This is a genomic window from Pseudoalteromonas sp. SR43-7, from assembly GCF_014163785.1.
Taxonomy (GTDB): Bacteria; Pseudomonadota; Gammaproteobacteria; order Enterobacterales; family Alteromonadaceae; genus Pseudoalteromonas; species Pseudoalteromonas distincta.
In genome coordinates, this window is the sequence record NZ_JACJDY010000014.1 from 105,507 (window position 1) to 129,954 (window position 24,448).

A 24,448-nucleotide genomic window follows, 5' to 3' on the forward strand; every position below is an offset into this window, starting at 1 on the left:
TAATGCCTTAAGTCACTGAAATAAGTTCAACGGTGCCGTCTTCATTTACTTCGGTAATGTGTCCGTCTGGTTCTTTCATAAAAAACAGTGCAGCTAGGCCAAGTAATGCACTACCCGCAATAATGAAAAAGAAGGTTTGATAATCAACAAGTGACAATGCCGTTAAGTAAACTACTGCACCAACATTACCGTAAGCGCCAGTCATACCTGCAATTTGCCCAGTTAAACGACGCTTAATTAGCGGTACTGCAGCAAATACAGCGCCTTCACCTGCTTGCACAAAGAACGAACATGCCATAGCCGCAACAACAGCAAGCCATAAAGGCCACGATGCATCAACCAAGCCCATAACAAAATAACCAACAGCAAGACCCGTTGTAAGTACAATAAGTGTTATACGACGACCTAATTTATCTGAAATCCAACCGCCACCAGGGCGAGAAGCTAAGTTCATAAATGCGTAAGCAGAGGCTAAAATACCCGCGTACACCATATCAAGGCCAAACACATCCATAAAAAACAGCGGTAACATAGATACAACCGCAAGCTCAGAACCAAAGGTTGTAAAATATAAAATATTTAAAACAGCTACTTGCTTAAATTCATAACGATGCGACTCGGGTACTGGCTCTTTAAAAATATGACCATTTACGTCAAAGGTTTTATACACTTCGTAAATATAAAGCAGAACTAAAAAAGCATACACGGCAAGTACAAAATTAGCCGAAATTAGGTTAGCACCGGTTGGTGAAAGCTTCCAAGTAAGTAATGCTAATGCACCATACATAGGGATTTTCATAATAAGCAGTAATACAAAGTCGCCTTTACTGGTTACTTCCATTGCGCCTACTTTTTTAGGCTTAAAGTATGTACCGCCTTTTGGTGTATCGGTTACATTTAAGTACCAAATAATACCAAATATAACGCTTAATACACCCGTTAAACCTACTGCGTAACGCCAACCATCTTCGCCACCAAACATAAGTGCAATAATTGGCAATAACATAGCCGCTGCTGCTGAACCAAAGTTACCCCAGCCGCCATAAATACCTTCTGCTATGCCCAGCTCGTTAGCAGGAAACCATTCACTCACCATACGAATGCCCACAACAAAGCCAGCACCAATAAAGCCTAGCGCAAAACGCGCTATAGCGGCTTGTTCAAATGTGGTTGCCATAGCAAACATAAAACACGGAATACTACAGGTAATAAGTAGCGCGGCATAAACAATCCGGGGACCAAATTTATCGGTCAGCATACCCACCACAACACGGGCAGGAATAGTTAATGCTACATTTAAAATTAGTAATGTTTTAACTTGTGCCATGGTAATACCAAGCGAGCCCGCAATTGCACCTAATAAAGGAGCATGGTTAAACCATACAAAAAATGACACAAAAAAGACCATCCAACTCAGATGTAATACTTTCATTTTTCCTTTAAAGGATATTAAGTTAAATCCAGAACTCGGTTGCATGTTTATTTCCTCGTAAACGTATTATTGTTTTACTAATGCCCCACTCTTTTAGATGAGTAGCAGCCCAATGTTTGTTAAATTTTAGTTAACCTACTACAGCAATTACTGAGCCACTAATTAAAAGCCATCAATTTCAGTTGGTTATATGTATTTATTATTTTAATGCGTTATAGTTGCACTATATGAGTGAAGGGCTATGGACTGTTACAGTGCAAATAAAAAGCGTTACTACTTGCTCTAGGATTTAACAAATTGGTATTGTTCAAAAAAAGTATGAGATGTTTAAAAATGCAAAAAGCACCGTTAACGTACCAACAGCAACTACGCTATTCTCGGCATATTATGCTGCCGCAGCTTGATATAGACGGACAAGAGAAACTATGGCAATCGCATGCTTTAGTTGTTGGTGTGGGTGGGCTTGGGTGTGCGGTAGGTCAATACTTAGCGGCATCTGGCGTTGGCACGCTTACCCTAGTTGATAACGATGAAATAGACGTGACCAACCTGCAAAGGCAAATACTGTATAAAGAAAGTGATATTGGTAGCTCAAAATGCAGTGCTGCTAAAAAACAGCTCAGCGAACTTAATAGTGAAATAGATATAAACACCATTGAGGCATTTTTTGATGTAAATACCTTTACAGAACAATTATTTAATAACATTGATATAGTGATTGATTGCTCAGATAACCTAGCAACGCGCAATGCACTTAATAGCGCCTGTTTTAAAGCTAAAGTTCCACTGGTGTCAGGCTCTGCAATACGTATGGAAGGACAAGTCGCGTGTTTTACTATGGATGAAAACAGCCACTGTTATGGTTGTTTATCACAATTTTTTAGTGAACAAACACAAAGCTGCTCAGAATCCGGTGTGCTTTCACCTATTGTAGGGCTAATAGGCAGTATTCAGGCTACTGAAGCGCTAAAAATGCTTGCTGGTTTGCCAAGTGGCTTAAGCGAACACTTATTACTGGTGGATGGTTTAAGCATGGAGTTTAATCGTTTTAAAATAGCTAAAAACAGTCAATGTGCGGTGTGCAGCATTTAGTTATTCTAGATTACTGATTGTTGTATAAAGCACATCGCCCACTTTAAAGTCGTTTTTGTCCCACACTCGTCTTGATGCCAAGCAATACAATGTTTGCCCATCTACATTAAGCGTTAGCTGCCACTTATTATTAATAAGCTCAGCCTGAGTTAATACCGACTTTAAAACATTACTGTGCGTTGTTTGCTCAGGCTTTAACGCACTAAACGACATTTGCTCACTTTCTATGATTAGCTTATTACTGCTATCTACAAGTGCAGGAAGCACAAAAAGCGGCTGCTCACTTTGCTGTAATTGCAGTTGATATAGCCCGTAGTCTTCATCAAATTTAACCACATTGTAATTAATTAAGCTCAGCGGTGTTTGCCTGTCGTTTGCGTAAATAGCTTTTGCAACGTGCGCACTTGTACCTTGGTTTATCACCTTTCCTTTATCAAGCTGAATAAGGATATCGCAGCAAAATAGCAGCTCTTTTAATGAGTGGCTTACTATTATAAATTTAATATTAAACTTAACTGCAAACTCGCTAAGTTTAGTGAGCGTTTTAAAACGCAATGACCAATCAAGCGCACTAAAAGGCTCATCAAGCATTATAAATTTTTGACCGGCAAGCAAAGTGCGCGCAAATACTACACGTTGGCGCTCGCCACCCGATAAGCTTTGTACATCACGATTTAGTAAATCTTGTAATTCAAGCGCTTTAACAACGTATTGAAGCATTAAGCTGGTTTGTTTGTTCCCGCAGTGTTGTTGTGTAAACGCTAAATTACCTGCCACATCTAAATGAGGAAACAACGGGCACGATTGCAACTGAAGCGTTATACCGCGTTTATCGCTTGGCAACTCATGCACTGGCTGATTATTAATATGAACACTTTTTGCAGGCTCTAAACCACTAATACAACGCAGTAATGTTGACTTACCAGAGCCTGAAGGCCCGTAAACACCCAATACATTAAACGACTCAAGCTCAAGGTTTATATCTAAATCAAAATTATTGAGTGCTTTAAAAAGGCTTAACTTAATCATTTTATTGCTTAACCCCTACAATGCTTTTATTAAACTTAAATAACAGCACTAAACAGGCAAACGAAATTGCCAGTAAAATAAGTGAAAGCTGATGCGCCGCCGTATAATTTAACGATTCAACATGGTCATAAAGCGCAATAGACACCACCTGTGTTTGCCCCTGAATATTACCGCCAATCATTAATACCAAACCAAATTCACCCAATGTATGCGCAAAACCTAAAGCAAATGCGCTACCAATACTGGGTTTTAAAAGCGGAATGATTAAATGCACAAAGCGTTTAAATGGGCTTAATCCAAGCGCAATGGCAGCTTCGTTATAGGTTTGATTAATATGCTTAAACCCAGCCACAAGCGGCTGCATTACAAAAGGCAGCGAATAAAAAAGCGAGCCAATAACCACGCCCTGAAAACTAAACGCAAGCTGCGTACCCGTTAGCCAAAACCAAAACTGCCCAAAAGCGTGATCAGGCGAAAACAAAACAAGTAAATAAAACCCTAACAACGTAGGCGGTAGCACTAAAGGCATTGCAATTAATGCCTCTAAAAATGGTTTAAATTTACCGTTATAGCCAGCGAGCTTGTAAGCCAGTGGAATACAAAAAATAAGAAGAAGTACTGCGGTTATAAAGGCAAGTTTTATAGTTAACCACAGCGCGGTTAAATCACTTTGAAGCATTGTTGTCCTTTATTCTGTAACCTAATTCAATTAACTGCTGCTGCGTAGCGTCCATCATTAAAAATTGCATAAGTTGCTTAGCGCTAGCATGTTTTTTAGTCGAGCTAATAATAACGCCTTGTTGAATTATATCGGGATATTGATTGGTAGGCAGCACGGTATAATCTAAATATTTTTGATCTTGCGTGTTACGGTAAGCCGCCTTTAGGGATGAAACAGCCACCAGCCCTACTCCTACATTACCACTTTGCACAAACTGAAACGCATGCGTAATGTTATTCCCGTACACATAATTTATTGGTTTTTTAAAATGGTTATTCGCGAAGTGCTCTGAGGCACGTCCGTATGGTGAAAAACGCGGATTAGCAATGGCTACTTTATCATTTACTTTTTCAGCTTTGGGTTGCCACAAAGCAAGTTCGCCTAACGCGTAAGTGATCAAACTACTCTGCTCGGCATAGCCTTCTTTAATAAGCGATTGCGGTCGAAAATCATCAGCCGATAAAAACACATCAAATGGCGCGCCATGCACTATTTGCGAATATAAAACACCGCTAGAAGCTGCTGATATTTTCACGTCAACATTAGGTAATGGGGATTTTTTTAGTAGGGTTTCCAATACAGTTTTAAAATTACTCGCTACGGCTACATGCAGCGTTTCTTTTGCGTTTACGCTGCATGAAAGCATGCATATCACACACAAAAAATAACCCAACCATGTATTGTAAAGCTTTGACATTATAAGTATTGTTTCAAAATAAAATGATTTAAGTAAGCAATATATATGAACGATGTTTGCAATGCACCCGGTTTATTACCAATTGAAACTGCAATACAAAATATACTTGGCACAATAACGCCTGTTAAAGACGTTGAAACCATTTCTATAATGCAAAGTGTTGATCGCGTTTTAGCAAGCGATGTTAAGTCAACTATAAACGTACCCGCTCATAACAACTCCGCAATGGATGGCTATGCGCTGTGTATTTCAGATAAAAGCTTAACCTACACACAAGTAGGCAGCGTGTTTGCAGGTCAAGTTTTTGAAGGAACACTTACGCCAGGGCAATGCGTAAGAATAATGACCGGCGCCGCCATTGCACCTGGCGCTAACGGCGTTGTAATGCAAGAAAACGCCTCGGTTGATGGCGATAAAATTACGTTTACTGCGCAACCTGAGCTAAATGAAAACGTGCGTTTTGCTGGCGAAGATATTGCTATAGACGACGTTATTTTAAAAGCAGGCGATAAATTAAAAGCCGTTGATGTGGGATTACTGGCATCTTTAGGAATTGCGAATATAGATGTGGTAAGAACCCTAAAAATAGCCGTGCTTTCTACAGGCGATGAGCTAATAGAACCTGGTCAGCCTCTTAAGCAAGGCGCTATTTTTGAAAGCAACCGCGCTGTTATTATTAGTGCGCTGCAACAAAAAAATATAGACGTGCTTGATTTAGGAATAATCCCTGATGACAAAGAACTCATCACTAATGCATTTTTAAAAGCGAACGAACTTGCCGATGCCGTAATAAGCTCAGGCGGTGTATCGGTTGGTGAAGCCGACTTTACCAAAGAAGTGCTCAACGAAATTGGCAATATCCACTTTTGGAAAATAGCCATGAAACCAGGCAAACCTTTTGCCTTTGGTAAATTAAGTAACAGTTACTTTTTTGGCTTGCCAGGTAACCCTGTGTCGGCTGCTGTTACGTTTAATCAGTTAGTAGAGCCTGCACTGCAAAAGCTGTCGGGTCTTGGTGACGTAAACCCTAAAATGCGCTTTAACGCTGTTACTACATCCGTCATTAAAAAGCGCCCTGGCAGAGCTGACTTTCAGCGCGGTACTGCAACAATTAACGAACAAGGTGACTTGGTAGTTGCCCCGTTTAATAAACAGGGCTCGGGTGTACTTTCGTCGCTTAGTAAAGCTAACTGTTTAATTGTAGTTCCGGCGCAAAGCGGCAATATCGAAAAAGGCGCAACAGTAAGTATTGAGTTGCTATAAAGCCTAAAATGCTACAGCTAACTGTATAATTTAGCTGTAGCGCTGCAAACCTTAAAATATTTTTATATTTAATGTTTGAATTAAACAATTTAACTTTTCGCTACGCCCTTCAAACTCTTCCTTACTTAATCTATTAACGCACTTCAGCGCGTTTTTAGTCGCAAAGTATCTATCATAACTTAGGCTTCTTTCGCATTTAACACTATACGTTGAGGGCCAAGAGCCACCTGCCCCCGTTGCTATGCCAACAACGTTACATGTAGCGTCTATATACTGCTCCCATGCTTTTATTTGTGCTTTAACTGCATCAACTTGGTAATCATCAGTTAGTTGCGGGTAAATTTCATCCATCATTTTACTGATTTTAGTTTTGTATCTATTGCCCTCTAAATTATAAATATTGCCAGTATGCATTGCACCGCCTTCTGGCCAACCATCAGCGCTTTGTGCAAATGCGCCAAATGATGAAATAGCAAAAGCAAACCCAATAATAATTTTATTCATTTTAAATCCTTTTAATAGTTACCAGATACCTGTAAAAAAACGCTCATAAAAAATGCCGCAGAGCTTAGCTGAGCGGCATTATATTATTCAATAAGCTTTTAAAGAGGTCTATTTAAAAGCCAAATATTTTTAAGTGGAAAAACTTAGTCGCCACTGTATTAATAAATATCACAGCTAAAATAACAGGAATAAACGTTGAAAGTGAAAAGTTAACGTACTTTTCCATAAAGCTTCCCGCATAATTAGGCGAACCTAAGCTTAGCTCTTGTGTTAAGCGTGCTTTTTTCCAGCGGTACATTACAAACAAACACACCATTAACCCATTAAGCGGTAAAATTGTGTCGTAAAATACATCAACAATAATATCAAAAAAGCTCTTATTAACGCCGCCATAACTGGTGAACGAAGTAAGGCTGTCAATCATACCAAACGACATTGTACATAAAATAGTAAGTACGCCGGTTGAAAGTGTAAGGATGCCCAATGCTTTTTTACGGCTAATACCTTTGCGGTCACTTAGGGTTGCAGTCGGGACTTCTACTATTGAAACAAGTGAGGTAATTGCTGCAAAAAAGACTAATAAGAAGAACGAGAATGCAACAATAGATGCACCTACATAGCCAATATCATTTTGCAGTGCTAATAAGATTTTAGGTAGGTATACAAAAATCATCGATACAGACGAGTCAGAAAGTGCTGTAGGGTCTGTATTTGGATCAAAACTAAATATAGCGGGTAGCACCATTAAACCAGCTACAAACGCAACGAGTGAGTCAGTAATAGCAACCATTTTAGCGCTACTGACAATGTCATCCTTTTTAGAAATATACGATGCGTAAGTCATTAAGATACCCATGCCCAAAGATAGCGAGAAAAACGCTTGGCTTAATGCGCCATTTAAGACACTTGCATTCATTTTAGAAAAATCAGGAATAATATAGTATTTAACACCGGCCATTGCGTTATCAAGCGTTAATACATAAATAACGAGGGCAAGCAGCATAACCAATAAGGCGGGCATTAAAAACTTAGCGGCTTTTTCTATGCCCTGCTTAACACCGCCTAATAAAATTAAGTTCACCATAATAACCACAACGGCCATATAACCAAACACAGTGTAACTATTGATAAAAACACCAAAGTGGCCAGGATCTGCAAGTAAATCTAAATTACCTAGGCCTGTTTGCGTTAAATAGCCAAAAATCCACACCGTAATTACCATATAAAATACAGCAATCATAAATGGCGTAAGCACGGCTAAAAAACCTGCAAACTTCCATTTTTTATCGTTATTAGATAATAGCTTATACGAGCCAAGTGGATCTTTTTGAGCGTTACGACCCATTGCCATTTCAGCCATCATGACTGGTAAACAAATGAATACGACAAATAAAGCGTAAATTAATAAAAATGCGCCGCCGCCATTTTTAGTAGCAGAAACCGGAAAGCCAACTAAATTACCAATACCAACAGCCGAACCTGCCGCCGCTAATATGAATCCGAGACGGGAACTAAATCGTTCTCTATTTTCGCTCATGCTTGAAACCTTTTTATTATTTTGTATATTTCAGCGACTCTACCAGTGTTACACAGAGATTTTCAAGCAATTACAGTGTAAAAATAAAATCGATGTGTAAAGCTGTGTAAATACGCTTTTAATTCACCAATTTTCAACGCTGTGGTAGTATTGCGTTAATCAAATTTAACAATTTTTATGAGATTACTTATGTTGTACATGATTCATTCAACAGACGTTGAAAATAGCTTAGAGCTCAGAAAAGCAGCACGCCCTGCACATTTAGCGCGCCTTAGTGAGCTTGATTCTCAAAATCGTTTACTTACCGCAGGTCCGTTTCCGGCAGTCGATAGTGAAGATCCTCAAGAAGCAGGTTTTACCGGTTCATTAGTTGTTGCTGAGTTTGAGTCAATTGAAGCCGCTCGAGAATGGGCAGCAGCTGACCCTTACGTTGCCGCTGGCATCTATGAAAATACAGTTGTTAAACCTTTCAAAAAAGTGTTCCCTGCTTAAAAGTGTATTAAACCCTAAGAGCGTGCGTTGCACTGTAATTCAGGGTTTGTTCACAAGATTTTAATTAAAATTACTGAGATAAAAACGAATTTAGCGTTTTTACTTGAATTTTAGTAACTTAGTTAATTAAACTAAGTGGGTCTGGTCTAGGAGTTTTCCATTATGCGCGTATTATTAAGCCTCGGTTTTATTGCTTGTGTTAGCTTAGCTAACTTTGCTCAAGCAGCGACGGCCACCCAAGCATCTCATGCTGAGGTGGACAAAAAGAAAGCCGTAATACTTGCAAAGAAAACAATAGGCGGTAAGACCTTAAAAATTACCGAAAAAACAGATTTTTATACCGTACGAATACTGAAATCTGACGGCCACGTCGTTGATTTACATATAAATAAAAAAACCGGCGAAGTGAAAAAGGATTAACAAATGCGAATTTTAGTTATTGAAGACGATTTACATTTAGCAGATAACCTACGTAATGCTTTAGAAAAAGAACGTTACAGCGTGGATTTATGTCACGATGGTGAAGCAGGTCTTTTCCACATTACAGAATACCCGCTTGATATGGCCGTAGTTGATTTAGGTTTACCTAAAATAGACGGTATTGAGCTAATCAATAAAGCACGAGCACAAGGCATTACTATTCCTATTTTAATCTTAACAGCGCGCGATCGCTGGCAGGACAAAGTAGAAGGTTTAGATGCAGGTGCTGATGACTACCTTACCAAACCATTTCATGTTGAAGAACTTATTGCACGTTGTAATGCATTAATTCGTCGCAGTGCTGGTAAAGCAAATCCAGAAATGACTGCGGGCCCAATTAAAATTCATACACGTTCTCAACAAGTATGGGTTGATGATAAAGAGCTTAGCCTTACAGCTTACGAGTATAAAGTACTTGAATACTTAATGGTAAATCCGCAAAAAGTAATTTCTAAATCAGAACTTACTGAGCATATTTACGACCAAGATTTCGATCTTGATTCAAACGTAATTGAAGTATTTGTACTACGTTTGCGTAAAAAGCTTGACCCTGATGGTGTGCTAAACCCAGTAGAGACACTACGTGGGCGTGGTTACAGGCTTAAAAGCCAGTGGTAATACCGCAAATATCGTTAAAAATAAGGCAAGGATTTATCCTTGTCTTTGTTTTATTAGTCGCACTCCCTATCTTATTTTATTCAATTGGCAAAGCGTATTACGCTTCACTTGTTGATGCGACTGAAAAAACTCTCGAAGCACAGCTTTACTCGCTAATATCTGAAGTCGACTTTACTGAGCATGGTATTATTATGCCCAGCACTATTTTAGCGCCTGAGTTAAACAGATTAAATTCAGATACCTACGCAATGATTTACCGAGATGATGATCCTGTTTGGAACTCAGAATCGGCTGTAAACTTAAACTATGTACCAGAGCAAATAGAAACCAAAGCCGGTGCTGCCGATTTCAGGCGCGTGGAGTATAATAACACCGCGTACTGGCAACTTAGCCTGACTGTAATTTTAAATAACATAGATCAATCAGAACAAGCTCGCTTTATATTAGTTAAACGTAATGACGCTCTACTTCGTTTAATGGATGGCTTTAAGCAAACCCTTGTAGATTGGATGTTTATAATGGGCATTGCAATTGCAGGCCTGATGGCGATTGGTTTTATTTGGAGCGCTCGCCCACTCCAACGACTCGATAAAGAAATAAAAGCAATTGAATCGGGTGATATTCAAGAAATTAAAGGCCTCTACCCTGTAGAACTGCAAACAATAAAAGCAGACCTAAACTTGCTACTTGAGTCGCAACAACGCCAAAAAGAGCGCTACAGAGCTTCATTAAGCGACCTTGCTCATGCACTTAAAACACCGCTTGCGGTACTTAAATCAAGTCCATTGGCAAACGATGCTGATGCACAAGAACAACTCGACCGAATTAATGTGATGATCGAGCACCAATTAAAGCGTGCTGCAACCGGTGCATCAGACACCTGGAAAAAACAAACACCTATTAAGCCAGTACTCGATTCAATACTCAGTGCTATGGCAAAAGTGTACCGTGATAAAGATATTATTTTTACCTGCACCGTAACCGAAAAAGATTACTTTTTAGGTGACCAAACAGATTTAATGGAATTACTTGGCAACCTGATTGATAACGCCTGTAAAGCGTGTCGCTCACAAGTAGCAATACAAGTTATTCAAAGTAAAACTTTGTGTATTGGAATTAGCGATGATGGCCCTGGCGTACCAAAGGACAAACGTGAATCTCTACTTACACGGGGTACTCGTCTGGATACATACGAAAGCGGACACGGCGTAGGGATGGCAATTGTATCTGACTTGGTTAAGTCCTATCGCGGTACACTTACCATTACAGAAGCTGATAACTTAGGCGGCGCTCAATTTATTTTAGAGTTTAATTACAATGACAAAAAGTAACCATTTATTACAACTAACTGCCATTGTGTTATTAGCTTCAAGCCAATACAGCTTTGCAGATGAAGCATGTACTTTAGCCGCTAAAGCAACAACCGATGAGGCTAAGCGATATATTCAATGCCTAGATAGCCAAATTGATAAAGCAAAACAAGCACAAGGTAGTTGGATACAAAAGCGTAAATATGAGCTAACTCAATCACAAGAAAGCACAGGCAATACGCAAGTGCTGCCGTTATTTATGCGCAGCATTAAAAATAATGAAAAGTACCTTGAGAGCGCCTGCCAATGGCGTTACTTAATAAAACTTCCTAATGCGATAACCGCAGCCATTAGCTATAAGCTCTGTGAAATTGAGCTTATAAATCAATTTACAGAATCACTAAAACACCCATTTTGACGTAACTTAAACACACTAAACTAGTTACGTTTCTTTACTCACTCCCTTTAGCTTACTTGACAATTTATTCATATCAAAACAAACTACCTACTAGTAGATTGCTAAAAACTAATGGATAAACAGATGACTAAACCAGTAATTATTATTGGTGGCGGACTTGCTGGTTTATACAGTGCGTATAAATTACAACTACTTAATATTGAGTACTTATTATTAGAGGCTAAATCGCAATTGGGTGGCCGAATTTTTGCCGCGCAATCACCAATAAAAAACGATGTTAGTTTTGATTTGGGTCCTACGTGGATATTTCCCCACCAACCAAAAATTCAAGCGCTAATAAAGTCACTCAACTTAAGTATATTTGAGCAATACAATAAAGGTGATGTGTTATATCAAGCACCTAACTCCAAGCAACCTCAACAAATTGCAGGTGCTGGAGATATGCAACTATTTAGGCTTAAGCACAGCATGAATACCTTAATAACTGCCTTATACGAGCAACTTAATCCTGATTCAATATTATTAGAACACAATGTCACTGAGCTTAAAAAGAACGATAATAGCTGGCAAGTTACTGTTAATCACTTAGGCAATATAAAGCACTTTACTACTGGCAAATTAATTTCAGCAATTCCTCCTCGTATGGTTACAACGCATTTAACACCTGAACTATGGGCGACTCCAACACTCATAAACCGCCTCAGTAGTGTACCTACATGGATGGCAGGACAGGCCAAGTTTATAGCTACTTTTGAACATGCATTTTGGCGTGATAAAAACTTATCTGGGCAATGCTTTAGCCGCGTAGGCCCTATGGTCGAGATTCACGATGCCAGTGCTGAGGATAGTAATTACGCCGCATTATTTGGCTTTATAGGTGTCCCCTACTTATCACGAAACCAAGTAACTCAAGAGCAATTAATTCAAGCCTGTGCCCAACAGCTCAGCTACTTTTATGGTAAGGATGCTGAAAAGGCAACCGGATACTTTATTAAAGACTGGGCAGAGGATAAATTTGTAGCTAATAGGGACGATCAAACTCAGCCTTCACAGCACCCAGAATTTGATTTTTCAAACTTGGAAGAGCAATTAAGTAACCTCAACATTCATTTTGTAGCGAGTGAGTTTGCAAAACAAGAAGCAGGGTATTTAGAAGGCGCAATAAACGCAGTGGATGACGCTATTAAATCGTTTATTAATTAATAGCCCTGTATTTATTGATAACTTAACCATCAAGGGTTTTAATTTTACAGCCCTTGATGGTTATAAATGTTAGTTATTTTTAGTAACGTCTTCACCACTGCCCAGTAAAGTGGCAACCCACTTGCCCTCTGCACTGGCTTCTAGGGCTATTTTTACAATCATTGTTAATGGTACAGATAAAAGCATACCCACAGTACCTAATAACCAGCCCCAAAATATTAATGATAAAAACACCACTAACGTTGAAAGACCCAGCCCTTTACCCAAAAATTTAGGCTCTACAATATTACCCATTATCGTATTTATTGTTAAATACCCTGCAGCAACAAGTCCTGCCACTAATGGGCCTTGAGTAATAAGGGCAAGTAATACAGCTGGTACAGCCGCAATAATTGAACCTATATTTGGAATGTAATTGAACATAAATGCCAACACGCCCCAAAGCACAAAGTAGTCAACGTCTAAAATCCATAAGTAAAACGCAGCAATAATACCCGTCCCTAAACTTACTAGCGTTTTAATTGCCAAGTATGAATTAATAGATTCTAAAAAGCGGTCAATTTGCTTCATTTTACTATCAGGGTCTTCAAGTGCCATATGTATTTTCTTGCTCAACATTGGCCCTTCAAACAGCATAAAAACAACCGTTAAAATAATTAAAAACATGTTTGCCATTACGCCACCTAATCCTGTGAGCATATTAGTGGCCACATCAACCATTTTGCCAGGGTCGAACATATTAATTAACTGATCTTTATTGATCAGTATGTTGTATTGAGATGCTAAATCGACCAGCCACACAAATTCTTCTTTAAGTTGTGTTTTATACTCAGGAAGCTGCTGAGAAAAATCGTTGATAGATTGCCCTACAAGCCCGCCAAGGCTTACCCCTAAGCCAACTATAATCAGCACGACCAACATAACAGCAATGCCTTTAGGAATTTTGTAGCGCGCAAAAAACTTGATAAGCGGGTTACAAATAATGGCAATAAATGCCGCCAAAATAAACGGAATAATAATTACACTCGCGGCTTTTATTCCAGCGAGGACCACTACTAAGGAAGCGAAAACTATTAAGCTTTTATTTACTCCAGTTAAACTTGCCAATTTATTAATCCTTTTATTAACTATATCGTCCCAGTGTAAGGCAAAAGGTAATTAAATGAAATAATTACGAAGTGATCATAAAAGCCTGTTTTACGTATAAATTTGCAAAGCTGTTTGCTAGCGAGTATGTTTTTTAATCACTTGCTTCTATTTTATTGTAAGGATGTATAATGCATATATTTATAACTGGCGCGACCGGATTAATTGGTAAGCACTTATGCCCTTTTTTACTTCATCATAATACTGTTACTGTACTTAGCCGCAATCCAACTAAAGCAAACGTATTATTAGGCCACAAAGTTAAAGCCGTAAGTGACATTAGTGATGTTGACTTTAACACTGTTGATATCGTTATTAATCTCGCTGGCGAGCCGATTGTAAATAAACGCTGGAGCGACAAACAAAAGCAAATAATACGAAACAGTCGTATTGATATTACACAGCAAATTAGTGAAGCTATTAAAGCCTGTAGTATACCCCCGCATACTTTTATATCTGGCAGTGCAATTGGTTTTTATGGTCGACAAAATAGTAATCCTATTGATGAAACTTTTGAACGCCCACACGATGAATTTAGCCACCAGCTTTGTAAAGACTGGGAAAATGCAGCACTACTCGCCCAATCAGAACAAACCAGAGTATGTCTTTTGCGAACGGGTATTGTTTTAGCTAAAAAAGGAGGTGCACTTGGAAAAATGTTGCCTGCTTTTAAATTGTGTTTAGGCGGCCCGATTGGTAATGGCGAGCAAGGCATGTCTTGGATACACATCGACGATATGATTCAGCTAATACTCTTTATTATTAAACACCCAGAAATATCAGGCCCTGTTAACGCAACAGCACCCAACCCTGTAAGCAATGCTCAATTTAGTAAAAGCTTAGGCGAGGCGCTCTCTCGACCTGCATTTATCACTATGCCAACCCCAGTACTTAAATTATTAATGGGTGAAATGTCAGACTTACTAACAACGGGGCAATTTGTAGTCCCTAAAAAGGCACTCGTTCATAATTATCGTTTTCATCACCCTGATATAAAATCGGCTTTAGAGAGCTTGGTTTAGCGGGCGTTAATATTCGTTCAGTTAAAATCCCTTTCAAATTAGATACATGGGTAAATTACTACTTTTTACCCATATTGACCTTTAAACATTAATACATAATAATCAGCACGTTTTCCACGCCAACCACGCCTATCTTTAATAAAAGAGAATCTTAAATGCTACACCTGCCTACTGTGATCAGTCTCTCTTTTATTCTTAACGTATTAATAGGCTTGTTTTTTTTATCCGTACATAACTTTAAAAAACAAACATCATTTTTATTATTTGGCCTAGCGTGCATTACCTTTGCATTTGCCGAGTTACTTGCCTGTTTAAAGTTAGTAATAGACGCGCCTTTTATTACTCACTATTTGGCTGATATTTTTATATTACTAAGTCCACTGTTAATTATTATTGGGTTAAATAAATATAAGCACAGTAAGGCACTAAACTTAAAACCTCTGTATTGTCTCCTTGGATTAACGGGGGTTGCTTTATTACCCATATATTCAGACCCTGCAGGGCAAATGCTGACAAGCTTAATTATTTCGGTTTTATACCTATATTCCGCATATATTATTAAGCAGATGAACTTTGTAGCCACTTTGCAAAAAAAAGCGCTGATAGTTTGTTTTTCAATTCACAGCATTTTAATGCTCATACAAACAACATTATTGGCAATATCTATTTTTAGTATTAATTCGCCAAACTACATAGAGCCACTGCAACTTATCTTAAGTAGCCATTTAATTTTGGCCACTTGTAGCGCACTAATATTGCCATACCTGCTGGCCTCTAATACAGAGCATACACTTTCAAGCCTTGCTAACACCGATACTTTAAGCCAATTACTTAATCGCCGTGGCTTTTTTACAAAAAGTAAAGAAGCACTAAGTGATCCTAAAAATATATACAAAAATGTGTCTGTTATTTTGCTCGATATTGATTTTTTTAAACGTGTAAACGATCAGTTTGGTCACGAAGCGGGCGACCACGCAATTAAGTGGATATCTCACTTTATTAAAGAGCAATTTTTAAATGTAGGTATTAGTGCCAGAATTGGCGGAGAAGAATTTGCCATTTTACTACCTGATTACACCCTTAGTGCAGCAAAAAGTGATGCTGAGCTATTAAGAAAGAATATAAGCACTCAAGCTTTTTATCATGAAAATCAGCATATAAAACTTTCCGTAAGCGCTGGGGTAAGTAATGCAATTAATGGGAATGCAACTATAAAAGAGCTGCTCGCTTATGCTGATAAACGCCTTTACTTAGCTAAAGAAACAGGCCGAGACAAAGTAGTAACCTTTGATGAAAAAAACTTACTCACTAAAAGTTAATTGCTTTTAAGTGACTTATAAGCGCATTAAAAACAACTATATTTAAAATACCATATTTTATCTAGCTAACATCTATCCATAAAAAAAGCCCTTCATTAGAAGGGCTTTGGTATACACACAATAGAGTTAATAAACTACTTACAAGACAGCGTAGCCTCGTCCGCTTTATTTGGTACAAACTGAATATTAGCTACAGAAATTGATGCTTTACCATTGCTGTGTAAGCTAAATGGGCTTGTTAGGTTTGCAAAATTAACACCCTTATCAGCAAAACAACCTAAATCGATTGATACTGACTGCCATTTATTTTCAATAGTTTTATCCACGACGTTTGCTAAATCAATGCTTGCACCACACTCACCAGAACAAGTCATAGCAAGGGCTACATCGTTCGTTAGTGCCTCGTTTAATTTAATATCAAAGCTAATCACACTGTTTGCTTCAACGTAGGCAATGGTATCTTCTGCAAAGCTTGTTACTATTTCAGTACTGGCTTTTTCTGCACCGCTGAAGTTAAATTGGCGCGCGTCTTCTTGTACTGTTTTGTCCTCAGTACGGTATTTAATTGCACCAAATTCATGGGTACTACTCGATACATCTAAAAGCTCATCGCCCGATTTTAACAATAAGCGCCATGGTGCTACAGGTGCACCAACAAGTATATCCATACTTGTAAGCCCTGAGTTATCAAGTTTAGAGTCTTCATCAAGGTCGTCAGCTAGCACGTTTTTATCGCCATACGTTAAACCAAAACCATAAGGAAGTAATGGATCGTAATTTTCATCGCCTTTATTAACCGCAGTTTGTACCGCCGATTTAGGCCAAGAAAACGATAGCTTACCTTTAAAGTTATTTTGGATGGTGCCGTCTGCCGCTTTTAATAACACATCAGCAATACCCGCACCTTCTGTACCTGGTAACCATGCAGCTACAAACGCATCAGATGCGTTAAGTTCGCTGTTCACCCACATAGGTCGACCTGAAATAAACACAGATACAACAGGGATGCCTTGCTCTTTTAACGAGCTTAAAAGTGCTAATGACTTTTTATTTCCGCGCTCAAATTCAAGGTTATCTTTATCGCCGTGCCCTTCTGCGTAAGGTTCCTCACCAAATACGACAATGGCAACATCAGGACGCTGTTCAAAAGTACCATCAGCACTTAAAGTAACACTTCCACCTGCTGCAGATATTTGCTCTTCAAGCCCTTTGTAAATTGACGTTGCTCCAGGGAAGTCTGCATTTTTGTTATTGGTTCCTTGCCACGTAATACTCCAACCACCAGACTGTTTGCCTATGTTATCGGCACCATCACCAGCAATAAGTACGCGTTGATTAGCTGCGATAGGTAATAGGTTATTTTTATTTTTAAGTAATACAAGCGATTCGCGCACAGCTTGACGTGCTACTTCGCGATGCGCTTGCGCGCCAATAAGCTCTGTTTTACCCGAGTACAGACGCTTAGCTGGACTTGGTTTATCAAATAACCCAGCGCGTAACTTAACGCGTAAAATACGTGCAACCGCATCATCAATGCGGCTCATACTTATTTTACCTGCATTTACTTGTGCAATTGTATTTTCATATAGCGGCTTCCACGCGCCTGTTGGCACCATAAAAATATCAAGGCCAGCATTTACCGCTTCTGGGCAGCTTTCGTTAGTACAGCCTTTAATTTGCCCATGGCCGTTCCAATCTCCCACTACAAAACCATCAAAACCCATACGTGTTTTTAATACATCTGTAAGTAAGTATTTATTACCGTGATTTTTAACGCCATTCCAGCTATTAAAAGACGCCATAACAGATTGACTACCCGCCGACAAACCACCTACGTAACCTTGAGCATGAATATCAAATAGCGATCGCTCGCTGTCTATATTATTTCCCTGATCATCCCCATCAACGGTGCCGCCATCGCCAATAAAGTGCTTAACAGTGCTAATAACGCGCTTATCACTTAAAAAGTCGCCATCGGCTTTACCTTGCAATCCATTTACAATCGCTGCTGAGTAATCGTGAACAATTTTTGGATCCTCAGAATAGCCTTCGTACGTTCTGCCCCATCGGTCGTCTCGTACTACTGCTACAGTGGGTGCAAATACCCAATCTATCCCCGTAGCCATTACTTCTACTGCCGTAATAGACGCTATTTGCTCTATTAAATCTTGGTTATTAGCCGCGCCTAAACCAATATTATGTGGAAAAAGAGTCGCGCCAATTACGTTATTATGACCATGTACTGCATCGGTGCCCCACATAGTTGGAATTTTGCTGCCATCCACTGAGTCATCAATAGATGCTTGATACATTTTTTCTGCAAGTGCAACCCAATCCTCTGGTGTTGCATGCTTATCGCCATTAGGAAAAGCACCACCGCCATTAAGGTAAGAGCCAAAACCATATTTACGCATGTCTTCAACGGTAATATCACGAATTTCTGGTTGAATCATTTGCGCTACTTTTTGCTCAAGCGTCATATTTTCTAAAAACGTGACAATTTGAGCTTCAATAGCAGGGTCTTTTTTCACTGCAATTGAAAGCTTTGGCCAAATTTTCTCAAGCTTTGATTGCGCTTCAACATTTACTTTTTCAACATTGCTTTCGTTAGTACATCCGCTTAGTGCAGTAACACTTCCTACTAACGTTGCAATTGCTAATGCATTAAGTTTAAAAGTCGTTTTCATTATGATGGCTCCTTCACTAATACTGGTTTGCTGCCTCGTAGGCCGTAAAAAACAATAAATATGTAACATAAAATAGGTAAAACATACGAAAGTTGAACACCCACACTATCAGCAAGCGCACCTTGTAAAAGTGGCACTATTGCACCACCTACAATCGCCAAACACAAAATACCAGAGCCTTGAGCGGTATGCTTACCAAGTCCATTTAACGCTAAACTAAAAATAGTTGGGAACATAATAGAATTGAATAAACCAACCAATAGTATTGACCACATTGCTAATTGCCCCGACGTGCTCATGGCAATAATGACTAAAATAATAGCCATGGTTGCGTTAAAGCCAAGTACTTTACCCGCGGGTAGTTTTTGCATTACAGCAGCACCAATAAAACGCCCAACCATAGCACCACCAAAATAATAAGTGATGTAATGAGCTGCAACATTCTCTTTTAGCCCTGCTATATTTTCTTGTGCTAAAAAGCTTACTAAAAAGCTACCAATTGCCACTTCGGCGCCTACATACATAAATATACCCACAGCACCTAATACAAGATGGCGATACTGCCAAGCACTGCCTTCAATTGCCTCTGACTTTTCGGCTTCTGCTTTTTGCTCGCTCATAATGTCTGGTAATTTAAGCCAAGCAAAAATACCGGCTAGTAAAATCAGCATTGCAGCTAAAAGGAGGTAAGGAAGTTGAACTGACTCTGCATTTTGAGCCGGTGTTAAAAAGGCTTCTGACGCTGAGTCTAGAATTAACAGAGCACCAAATGATGGCGCAACAGTAGTACCTAATGCATTAAAAGCTTGGGTAAGCGTAAGTCGAGACGATGCAGTTTTTGGTGAGCCCAACAAACTTACGTAAGGATTAGCAGATACTTGCAATAACGTTATGCCGCTGGCAAGTACAAATAAAGCGAATAAAAATACAGGGTAACTATGTAAAGACGCTGCTGGGTAAAATAATATACACCCGGCTGCTGCAATTAATAATCCAATCACGATGCCTTTTTTATAGCCCACCTTTTTAACTATATAACCACTTGGAAGTGACATTAAAAAGTAAGCGCCAAAAAAGCAAAACTGAACCAACATGGCTTGTACATACGTTAAGTTAAATACGGCTTTTAAGTGTGGGATTAAAATATCATTTAAGCAGGTTATAAATCCCCACATAAAAAATAATGTTGTTAGAGAAGTTAATGCAAAACTGTAATTTTTATCCTGATAGTTTTGCGACTGTGTGTGTGTTGTCACTGGTGCTGAACTTGCCATGTGTTCTCCGTATTTTATTATTATAAATCTATTCTTAAGCTGCCCTGTTTTAGTTTTCAGCTGTCTTTAAACCATCCAGAAGCATTAAAGAGTTGACCTAAGAATTAATAAACACTAACCTTAAATGTAAGCGCTTTCATATGCAATTAAATACGAACAAGCTGTATATTTCAACACTTTTTATTTTTTGTACCCTCATACAGCATTAATTAAGCAAAAACACAGGGCTGATTTCTCTGTAAATGACTAACAAAAGGTTTGTTATTAATGACAAAATTATCACTACCACCCCATTCACCGCTTTTATCTAAAAACTTTGTATACGGTGTGGCCACAGCTTCTTTTCAAATAGAAGGCGGATCACAAGATCGTCTCCCATGTATTTGGGACACTTTTTGCGATACGCCCAATAAAATAGTCGATAGCTCAGACGGTCATACCGCGTGCGATCACTATAACCTTTGGCGTGATGATATAGACCTTATTGAATCACTTGGCGTAGATGCTTACAGGCTTTCTATTTCATGGCCGCGCGTGATGACCCAAGACGCAAAGTTAAATCCTGTAGGCGTGAAGTTTTATACTGATATTTTAGATGAGCTAAAACGTCGCAATATTAAAGCCTTTGTTACTTTGTACCACTGGGATTTACCGCAACATCTTGAAGATGAAGGCGGTTGGCTTAACAGACAAACAGCTTACGCTTTTGAACATTACGTAAATTTAATTACCAAAGCCTTTGGCGATCGCGTTCACTCTTATGCCACATTGAATGAACCATTTTGTAGTGCGTTTTTAGGTTACGAAATTGGTATTCATGCCCCAGGTAAAGTGGGTAAAGAATATGGCCGTAAAGCAGCGCACCATTTATTATTAGCCCACGGACTCGCTATGAGCGTATTAAAGAAAAACTCGCCTAATACATTAAATGGCATAGTGCTTAACTTTACGCCGTGTTATAGCCTTACTCAAAGTGATGAAGACTTAAAAGCCACTGCATTTGCAGACGACTATCTTAATCAGTGGTATATAAAACCAATAATTGATGCCCAATATCCTGATATAATTAATCAATTACCATTAAACCATCAGCCTGAGATTTTTGAGGGCGATATGGAACTAATTTCTCAATCTATTGATTACTTAGGTATTAACTTTTATACCCGCCAAGTTTATAAAGCGCACCCTACTGACATTTATGAGCCTCTTGCACCTACAGGCCCGCTAACTGATATGGGGTGGGAAATTTACCCGCAATCGTTCACTGACTTGCTCGTATCGCTTAATAAAACATACACCTTACCGCCTATTTATATAACCGAAAATGGTGCAGCAATGCCCGATACGTATAATAATGGTGAAGTTAACGACTTAGACCGTTTAAGTTATTATAATACTCATTTAAACGCGGTTCATAATGCAATAGAACAAGGTGTTGTTATACATGGCTACTTTGCTTGGAGCTTAATGGATAACTTTGAGTGGGCAGAAGGTTATTTAAAACGTTTTGGTATTGTGTATGTAGATTATAAAACCCAGCAACGCACCATTAAAAATAGTGGCTTAGCTTATAAAGAACTCATCTCTAAAAGATAAGAGTATACCCACAACTAAAAACAAGTATAAAGCGGGATAAACAATCATGGTCAGTGTAAAAGAAAAAATAGCGTATGGCTTAGGCGACACCGCCAGTAATATTATTTTTCAAACAGTTATGATGTTTTTAATGCTGTACTACACAGATGTAGTGGGTTTATCGCCTGCTGTTGTAGGTACTATGTTTTTAGCAGTGCGTATTTTTGATGCCGTAACCGACCCATTAATGGGTAACCTTGCAGATAAAACACATACGCGCTGGGGGCACTTTCGCCCCTACTTACTTTGGCTTGCCCTCCCTTTTGCCATTATTAGTATTTTAGCGTTCACTACACCCGATTTAGAAGGCACCGATAAAATAATTTACGCCTTTACTACTTACACACTGCTTATGGTGGCTTACACCGCTATCAATATTCCTTATTGTGCACTGGGCGGTGTACTTACTGCTGATGTTAAAGAGCGCGTGACTATTCAGTCTTACCGCTTTGTATTTGGTATGTTAGGCGGTGTAATAGTAGCGGGTTGTACTATGCCAATGGTTGAGTACTTTGGCCAAGGCGATGCAGCTAAGGGCTATCAATACACCATGACTGCAATGAGCATTTTAGGCTTTGTACTGTTTTTACTTTGTTTTTTAGGCACAAAAGAGCGTATACAACAGCCAAAAGAGCAAAACATTCCTTTTGCCCAAAGTGTTAAAGCATTAATTAAAAACGATCAATGGCGAACGCTTTGCTTAGCTGCGTTTTTTTTACTTACCGGTCAAGTATTAAGGCTTACGCTTGCTGTTTACTACGTAAAATACTATTTAGGTCGAGACGATTTAATCACCTTATTTATGACACTAGGCGTTGCAGCAAGCATGCTAGGGTGTGCTTTAGCTCAACCGCTTGCAAAGCGCTTTTGTAAAATAAAAGCCTATATAGGCTTACAAGTTATTGCTGCCGCTATTTGTGGTTTTAGCTACTTTATTAGTAAAGATCAATTAGTACTCGCATTTATTGCCTTTATTTTATGGAAGTTCTTTTTAGATATGGCAACCCCGTTGTTATGGGCAAAAATGGCCGACACCATAGATTACGGGCATGAAAAAACAGGGGTACGCATTACGGGTTTGGTTTATTCAGGCGTTATATTTTTTATTAAAATGGGCGTGGCTGTAGGCGGCGCAATTGCAGGCTGGTTGTTATCTTTTTACAGTTATCAGGCCGATGCAGTACAAACTCTTGATACCCAGCACGGTATTTTACTGTCATTCACTGTACTACCTGCTTTAGGCTCATTATTTGTTGCCTACATAATGAAAAAATATACACTGACTAATCAGGTTGTTGAAAATATTCAATCTAAACTAACAACTAGTTAAGATATATACTCTAAGGTATTATTTAGCCGAAGTAGTTAAGGATAAGCGAGTGAACAATTAACATGGCAACAATTTATCAAGTTTCAGAGCTTGCGGGCGTATCGTTAGCCACCGTTTCTCGCGTGATGAACAAAAATACCCGTGTAAGCGATAAAACCAAACAAAAAGTGCTTGATGCCATGGAGCAGCTTGGCTACAAGCCTAACTCAATAGCGCAATCTTTAGCCTCTAACTGTACTAACAGTGTCGGTATTTTAGTGTCTGAGTTACATGGTCCTTTCTTTGCCCAAATGATGGCAGGTATTGAGTCGGAGCTTCGAGCTGCGGGTAAACACGTTATTATTACCACCGGGCACAGTGAAGAAGACAAAGAACAAGAAGGCATTGAGTTTTTAATTAGCAGACGCTGCGATGCTATTATTTTGCACGTAGAAGCTGTTTCAGACGACTACCTAATAAAACTAAGTAAAGGCTCTACGCCCGTTTATTTAATGAGCCGTTACGTAGAGCAATTAAAAGATAACTGTATCAGTTTAGATAATCAATTAGGTGGCTACCTAGCCACTAAATCGATATTAAATCAAGGCCATACACAAATAGCGTATATTGCAGGTCCGCAGTTTAAAGCTGATGCTTTTAACCGCTTAGAGGGTCATAAACAAGCACTCACAGAGGCTGGTATTAAATTTGATCCTGCGCTTTATTACATTGGGGACTTTAACGAAACCGGTGGTAGTAAAGGCTTAAAACATTTTATTGATGAAAAGCTTAGCTTTACTGCACTAGTGTGCGCCAATGACGAAATGGCTTCCGGTGCTATGAAATATGCTCGAGAGCACGGTTATAATTTACCAAACGATTTATCGATTGTTGGATTTGATAACGTTATTTTTGCAAACTACCTGTACCCTACACTCACGACGATTGATAATCCGATCGGAAAAATGGGCGAAATGGCTGCTAAATTAGTGCTTAAAGATGTTTATCAAAATAAAAACCTTGTTATAAATCGCTTTTTTGAACCTACTTTAATGCAGCGTGATTCATCTGCACCACTCATCAAGTAAAGACTAAAAGCGAATACTAATTTTGGTACAAAAAAGCGGCTAAATGCCTAATGCCAGTCAGTTAAGCTGACTGGCATCTTTCTTTTTATGGGGATACTTAGATGGTTTTGGCTTAACCCATCGGGGATATCTTCTATCCTCTCGTCTAGCTGGAAGCTTAAATAAGAGCAGT

At 38.9% G+C, this 24,448-nt stretch carries 22 protein-coding genes; 13 read left to right on the plus strand and 9 right to left on the minus strand.

What is annotated here, in order from left to right:
• Window positions 1–7: 7 nt before the first annotated feature.
• Window positions 8–1,477, minus strand: a complete 1,470-nt coding sequence (locus tag H5087_RS12150; RefSeq protein ID WP_149592127.1) for a NarK family nitrate/nitrite MFS transporter — start codon at window positions 1,475–1,477, stop codon at window positions 8–10.
• A gap of 288 nt (window positions 1,478–1,765) precedes the next feature.
• Here H5087_RS12150 and moeB point away from each other — a divergent pair, with 288 nt between their 5' ends.
• A complete protein-coding gene (gene moeB / locus H5087_RS12155) occupies window positions 1,766–2,524 on the plus strand; it encodes a molybdopterin-synthase adenylyltransferase MoeB (RefSeq protein ID WP_182672207.1) in 759 nt (252 codons plus the stop codon).
• Here the strand turns inward: moeB and H5087_RS12160 are convergent, their stop codons facing one another.
• The 3 genes from H5087_RS12160 to modA are packed head-to-tail and all read right to left on the minus strand — an operon-like array spanning window position 2,525 to window position 4,920.
• Window positions 2,525–3,553: an ATP-binding cassette domain-containing protein gene (locus tag H5087_RS12160; RefSeq protein WP_182672208.1), complete on the minus strand. Its 1,029-nt coding sequence runs from the start codon at window positions 3,551–3,553 to the stop codon at window positions 2,525–2,527. It abuts the gene before it with no gap.
• A 1-nt stretch (window position 3,554) separates the two neighbouring features.
• Window positions 3,555–4,232 (minus strand): molybdate ABC transporter permease subunit, encoded by a 678-nt coding sequence (gene modB / locus H5087_RS12165; RefSeq protein WP_007375247.1) that lies wholly within the window; start codon window positions 4,230–4,232, stop codon window positions 3,555–3,557.
• Window positions 4,219–4,920 carry a molybdate ABC transporter substrate-binding protein gene (gene modA / locus H5087_RS12170; protein ID WP_259397769.1) on the minus strand — a complete coding sequence of 234 codons (702 nt, stop codon included), beginning with the start codon at window positions 4,918–4,920 and terminating at the stop codon, window positions 4,219–4,221. The genes modB and modA overlap by 14 nt, the downstream gene beginning before the upstream one ends.
• A gap of 96 nt (window positions 4,921–5,016) precedes the next feature.
• Between modA and glp the strand changes: the two genes are divergently transcribed.
• Complete coding sequence (gene glp / locus H5087_RS12175) at window positions 5,017–6,234, plus strand: gephyrin-like molybdotransferase Glp (RefSeq protein ID WP_182672210.1); 1,218 nt, start codon at window positions 5,017–5,019, stop codon at window positions 6,232–6,234.
• Window positions 6,235–6,285: 51 nt separating this feature from the next.
• Here glp and H5087_RS12180 read toward each other — a convergent pair whose 3' ends face one another.
• Window positions 6,286–6,738, minus strand: a complete 453-nt coding sequence (locus tag H5087_RS12180; protein ID WP_182672211.1) for a hypothetical protein — start codon at window positions 6,736–6,738, stop codon at window positions 6,286–6,288.
• 112 nt (window positions 6,739–6,850) lie between these two features.
• Window positions 6,851–8,275, minus strand: coding sequence for a sodium-dependent transporter (locus H5087_RS12185; protein WP_182672212.1), 1,425 nt, complete (start codon window positions 8,273–8,275; stop codon window positions 6,851–6,853).
• A 189-nt stretch (window positions 8,276–8,464) separates the two neighbouring features.
• Between H5087_RS12185 and H5087_RS12190 the strand changes: the two genes are divergently transcribed.
• The 6 genes from H5087_RS12190 to H5087_RS12215 all read left to right on the plus strand — a co-directional run bounded on the left by H5087_RS12190 (window position 8,465) and on the right by H5087_RS12215 (window position 12,796).
• Entirely contained in the window at window positions 8,465–8,767 is a 303-nt protein-coding gene (locus H5087_RS12190; RefSeq protein ID WP_039488129.1) for a YciI family protein, read from the plus strand.
• A 162-nt stretch (window positions 8,768–8,929) separates the two neighbouring features.
• The gene (locus H5087_RS12195) at window positions 8,930–9,187 is read left to right on the plus strand and encodes a PepSY domain-containing protein (protein ID WP_002959808.1); all 258 of its coding nucleotides are present in this window, start codon (window positions 8,930–8,932) and stop codon (window positions 9,185–9,187) included.
• A 3-nt stretch (window positions 9,188–9,190) separates the two neighbouring features.
• A complete protein-coding gene (locus tag H5087_RS12200) occupies window positions 9,191–9,865 on the plus strand; it encodes a response regulator transcription factor (RefSeq protein WP_002959806.1) in 675 nt (224 codons plus the stop codon).
• Complete coding sequence (locus H5087_RS12205; RefSeq protein ID WP_182672213.1) at window positions 9,859–11,196, plus strand: ATP-binding protein; 1,338 nt, start codon at window positions 9,859–9,861, stop codon at window positions 11,194–11,196. The genes H5087_RS12200 and H5087_RS12205 overlap by 7 nt, the downstream gene beginning before the upstream one ends.
• Window positions 11,183–11,593 (plus strand): hypothetical protein, encoded by a 411-nt coding sequence (locus tag H5087_RS12210; RefSeq protein ID WP_182672214.1) that lies wholly within the window; start codon window positions 11,183–11,185, stop codon window positions 11,591–11,593. Before H5087_RS12205 ends, H5087_RS12210 begins: the two co-directional genes overlap by 14 nt.
• Window positions 11,594–11,716: 123 nt before the next feature.
• Complete coding sequence (locus tag H5087_RS12215; protein ID WP_182672215.1) at window positions 11,717–12,796, plus strand: FAD-dependent oxidoreductase; 1,080 nt, start codon at window positions 11,717–11,719, stop codon at window positions 12,794–12,796.
• A 69-nt stretch (window positions 12,797–12,865) separates the two neighbouring features.
• Here the strand turns inward: H5087_RS12215 and H5087_RS12220 are convergent, their stop codons facing one another.
• On the minus strand, window positions 12,866–13,903 hold the full coding sequence (locus H5087_RS12220) for an AI-2E family transporter (RefSeq protein ID WP_182672216.1): 1,038 nt from the start codon (window positions 13,901–13,903) through the stop codon (window positions 12,866–12,868).
• 170 nt (window positions 13,904–14,073) lie between these two features.
• On the opposite strand from H5087_RS12220, the gene H5087_RS12225 reads away from it, so the two are divergent.
• Window positions 14,074–14,964, plus strand: coding sequence for a TIGR01777 family oxidoreductase (locus H5087_RS12225; protein ID WP_182672217.1), 891 nt, complete (start codon window positions 14,074–14,076; stop codon window positions 14,962–14,964).
• 155 nt (window positions 14,965–15,119) lie between these two features.
• A complete protein-coding gene (locus H5087_RS12230; RefSeq protein WP_182672218.1) occupies window positions 15,120–16,283 on the plus strand; it encodes a GGDEF domain-containing protein in 1,164 nt (387 codons plus the stop codon).
• A gap of 134 nt (window positions 16,284–16,417) precedes the next feature.
• On the opposite strand, the gene H5087_RS12235 is transcribed toward H5087_RS12230, so the two are convergent.
• Together H5087_RS12235 and H5087_RS12240 are read right to left on the minus strand one after the other, a co-directional pair.
• Entirely contained in the window at window positions 16,418–18,970 is a 2,553-nt protein-coding gene (locus tag H5087_RS12235; RefSeq protein ID WP_182672219.1) for an exo 1,3/1,4-beta-D-glucan glucohydrolase, read from the minus strand.
• Window positions 18,970–20,244 (minus strand): sugar MFS transporter, encoded by a 1,275-nt coding sequence (locus H5087_RS12240; RefSeq protein WP_182672220.1) that lies wholly within the window; start codon window positions 20,242–20,244, stop codon window positions 18,970–18,972. Before H5087_RS12240 ends, H5087_RS12235 begins: the two co-directional genes overlap by 1 nt.
• A 267-nt stretch (window positions 20,245–20,511) precedes the next feature.
• Between H5087_RS12240 and H5087_RS12245 the strand changes: the two genes are divergently transcribed.
• The 3 genes from H5087_RS12245 (at window position 20,512) to H5087_RS12255 (ending at window position 24,276) form a co-directional block, all read left to right on the plus strand.
• Entirely contained in the window at window positions 20,512–21,840 is a 1,329-nt protein-coding gene (locus tag H5087_RS12245) for a GH1 family beta-glucosidase (protein WP_182672221.1), read from the plus strand.
• A 46-nt stretch (window positions 21,841–21,886) separates the two neighbouring features.
• The gene (locus tag H5087_RS12250) at window positions 21,887–23,209 is read left to right on the plus strand and encodes a glycoside-pentoside-hexuronide (GPH):cation symporter (RefSeq protein ID WP_182672222.1); all 1,323 of its coding nucleotides are present in this window, start codon (window positions 21,887–21,889) and stop codon (window positions 23,207–23,209) included.
• A 62-nt stretch (window positions 23,210–23,271) separates the two neighbouring features.
• Window positions 23,272–24,276, plus strand: a complete 1,005-nt coding sequence (locus tag H5087_RS12255) for a LacI family DNA-binding transcriptional regulator (RefSeq protein ID WP_002959786.1) — start codon at window positions 23,272–23,274, stop codon at window positions 24,274–24,276.
• Window positions 24,277–24,448 lie beyond the last annotated feature (172 nt).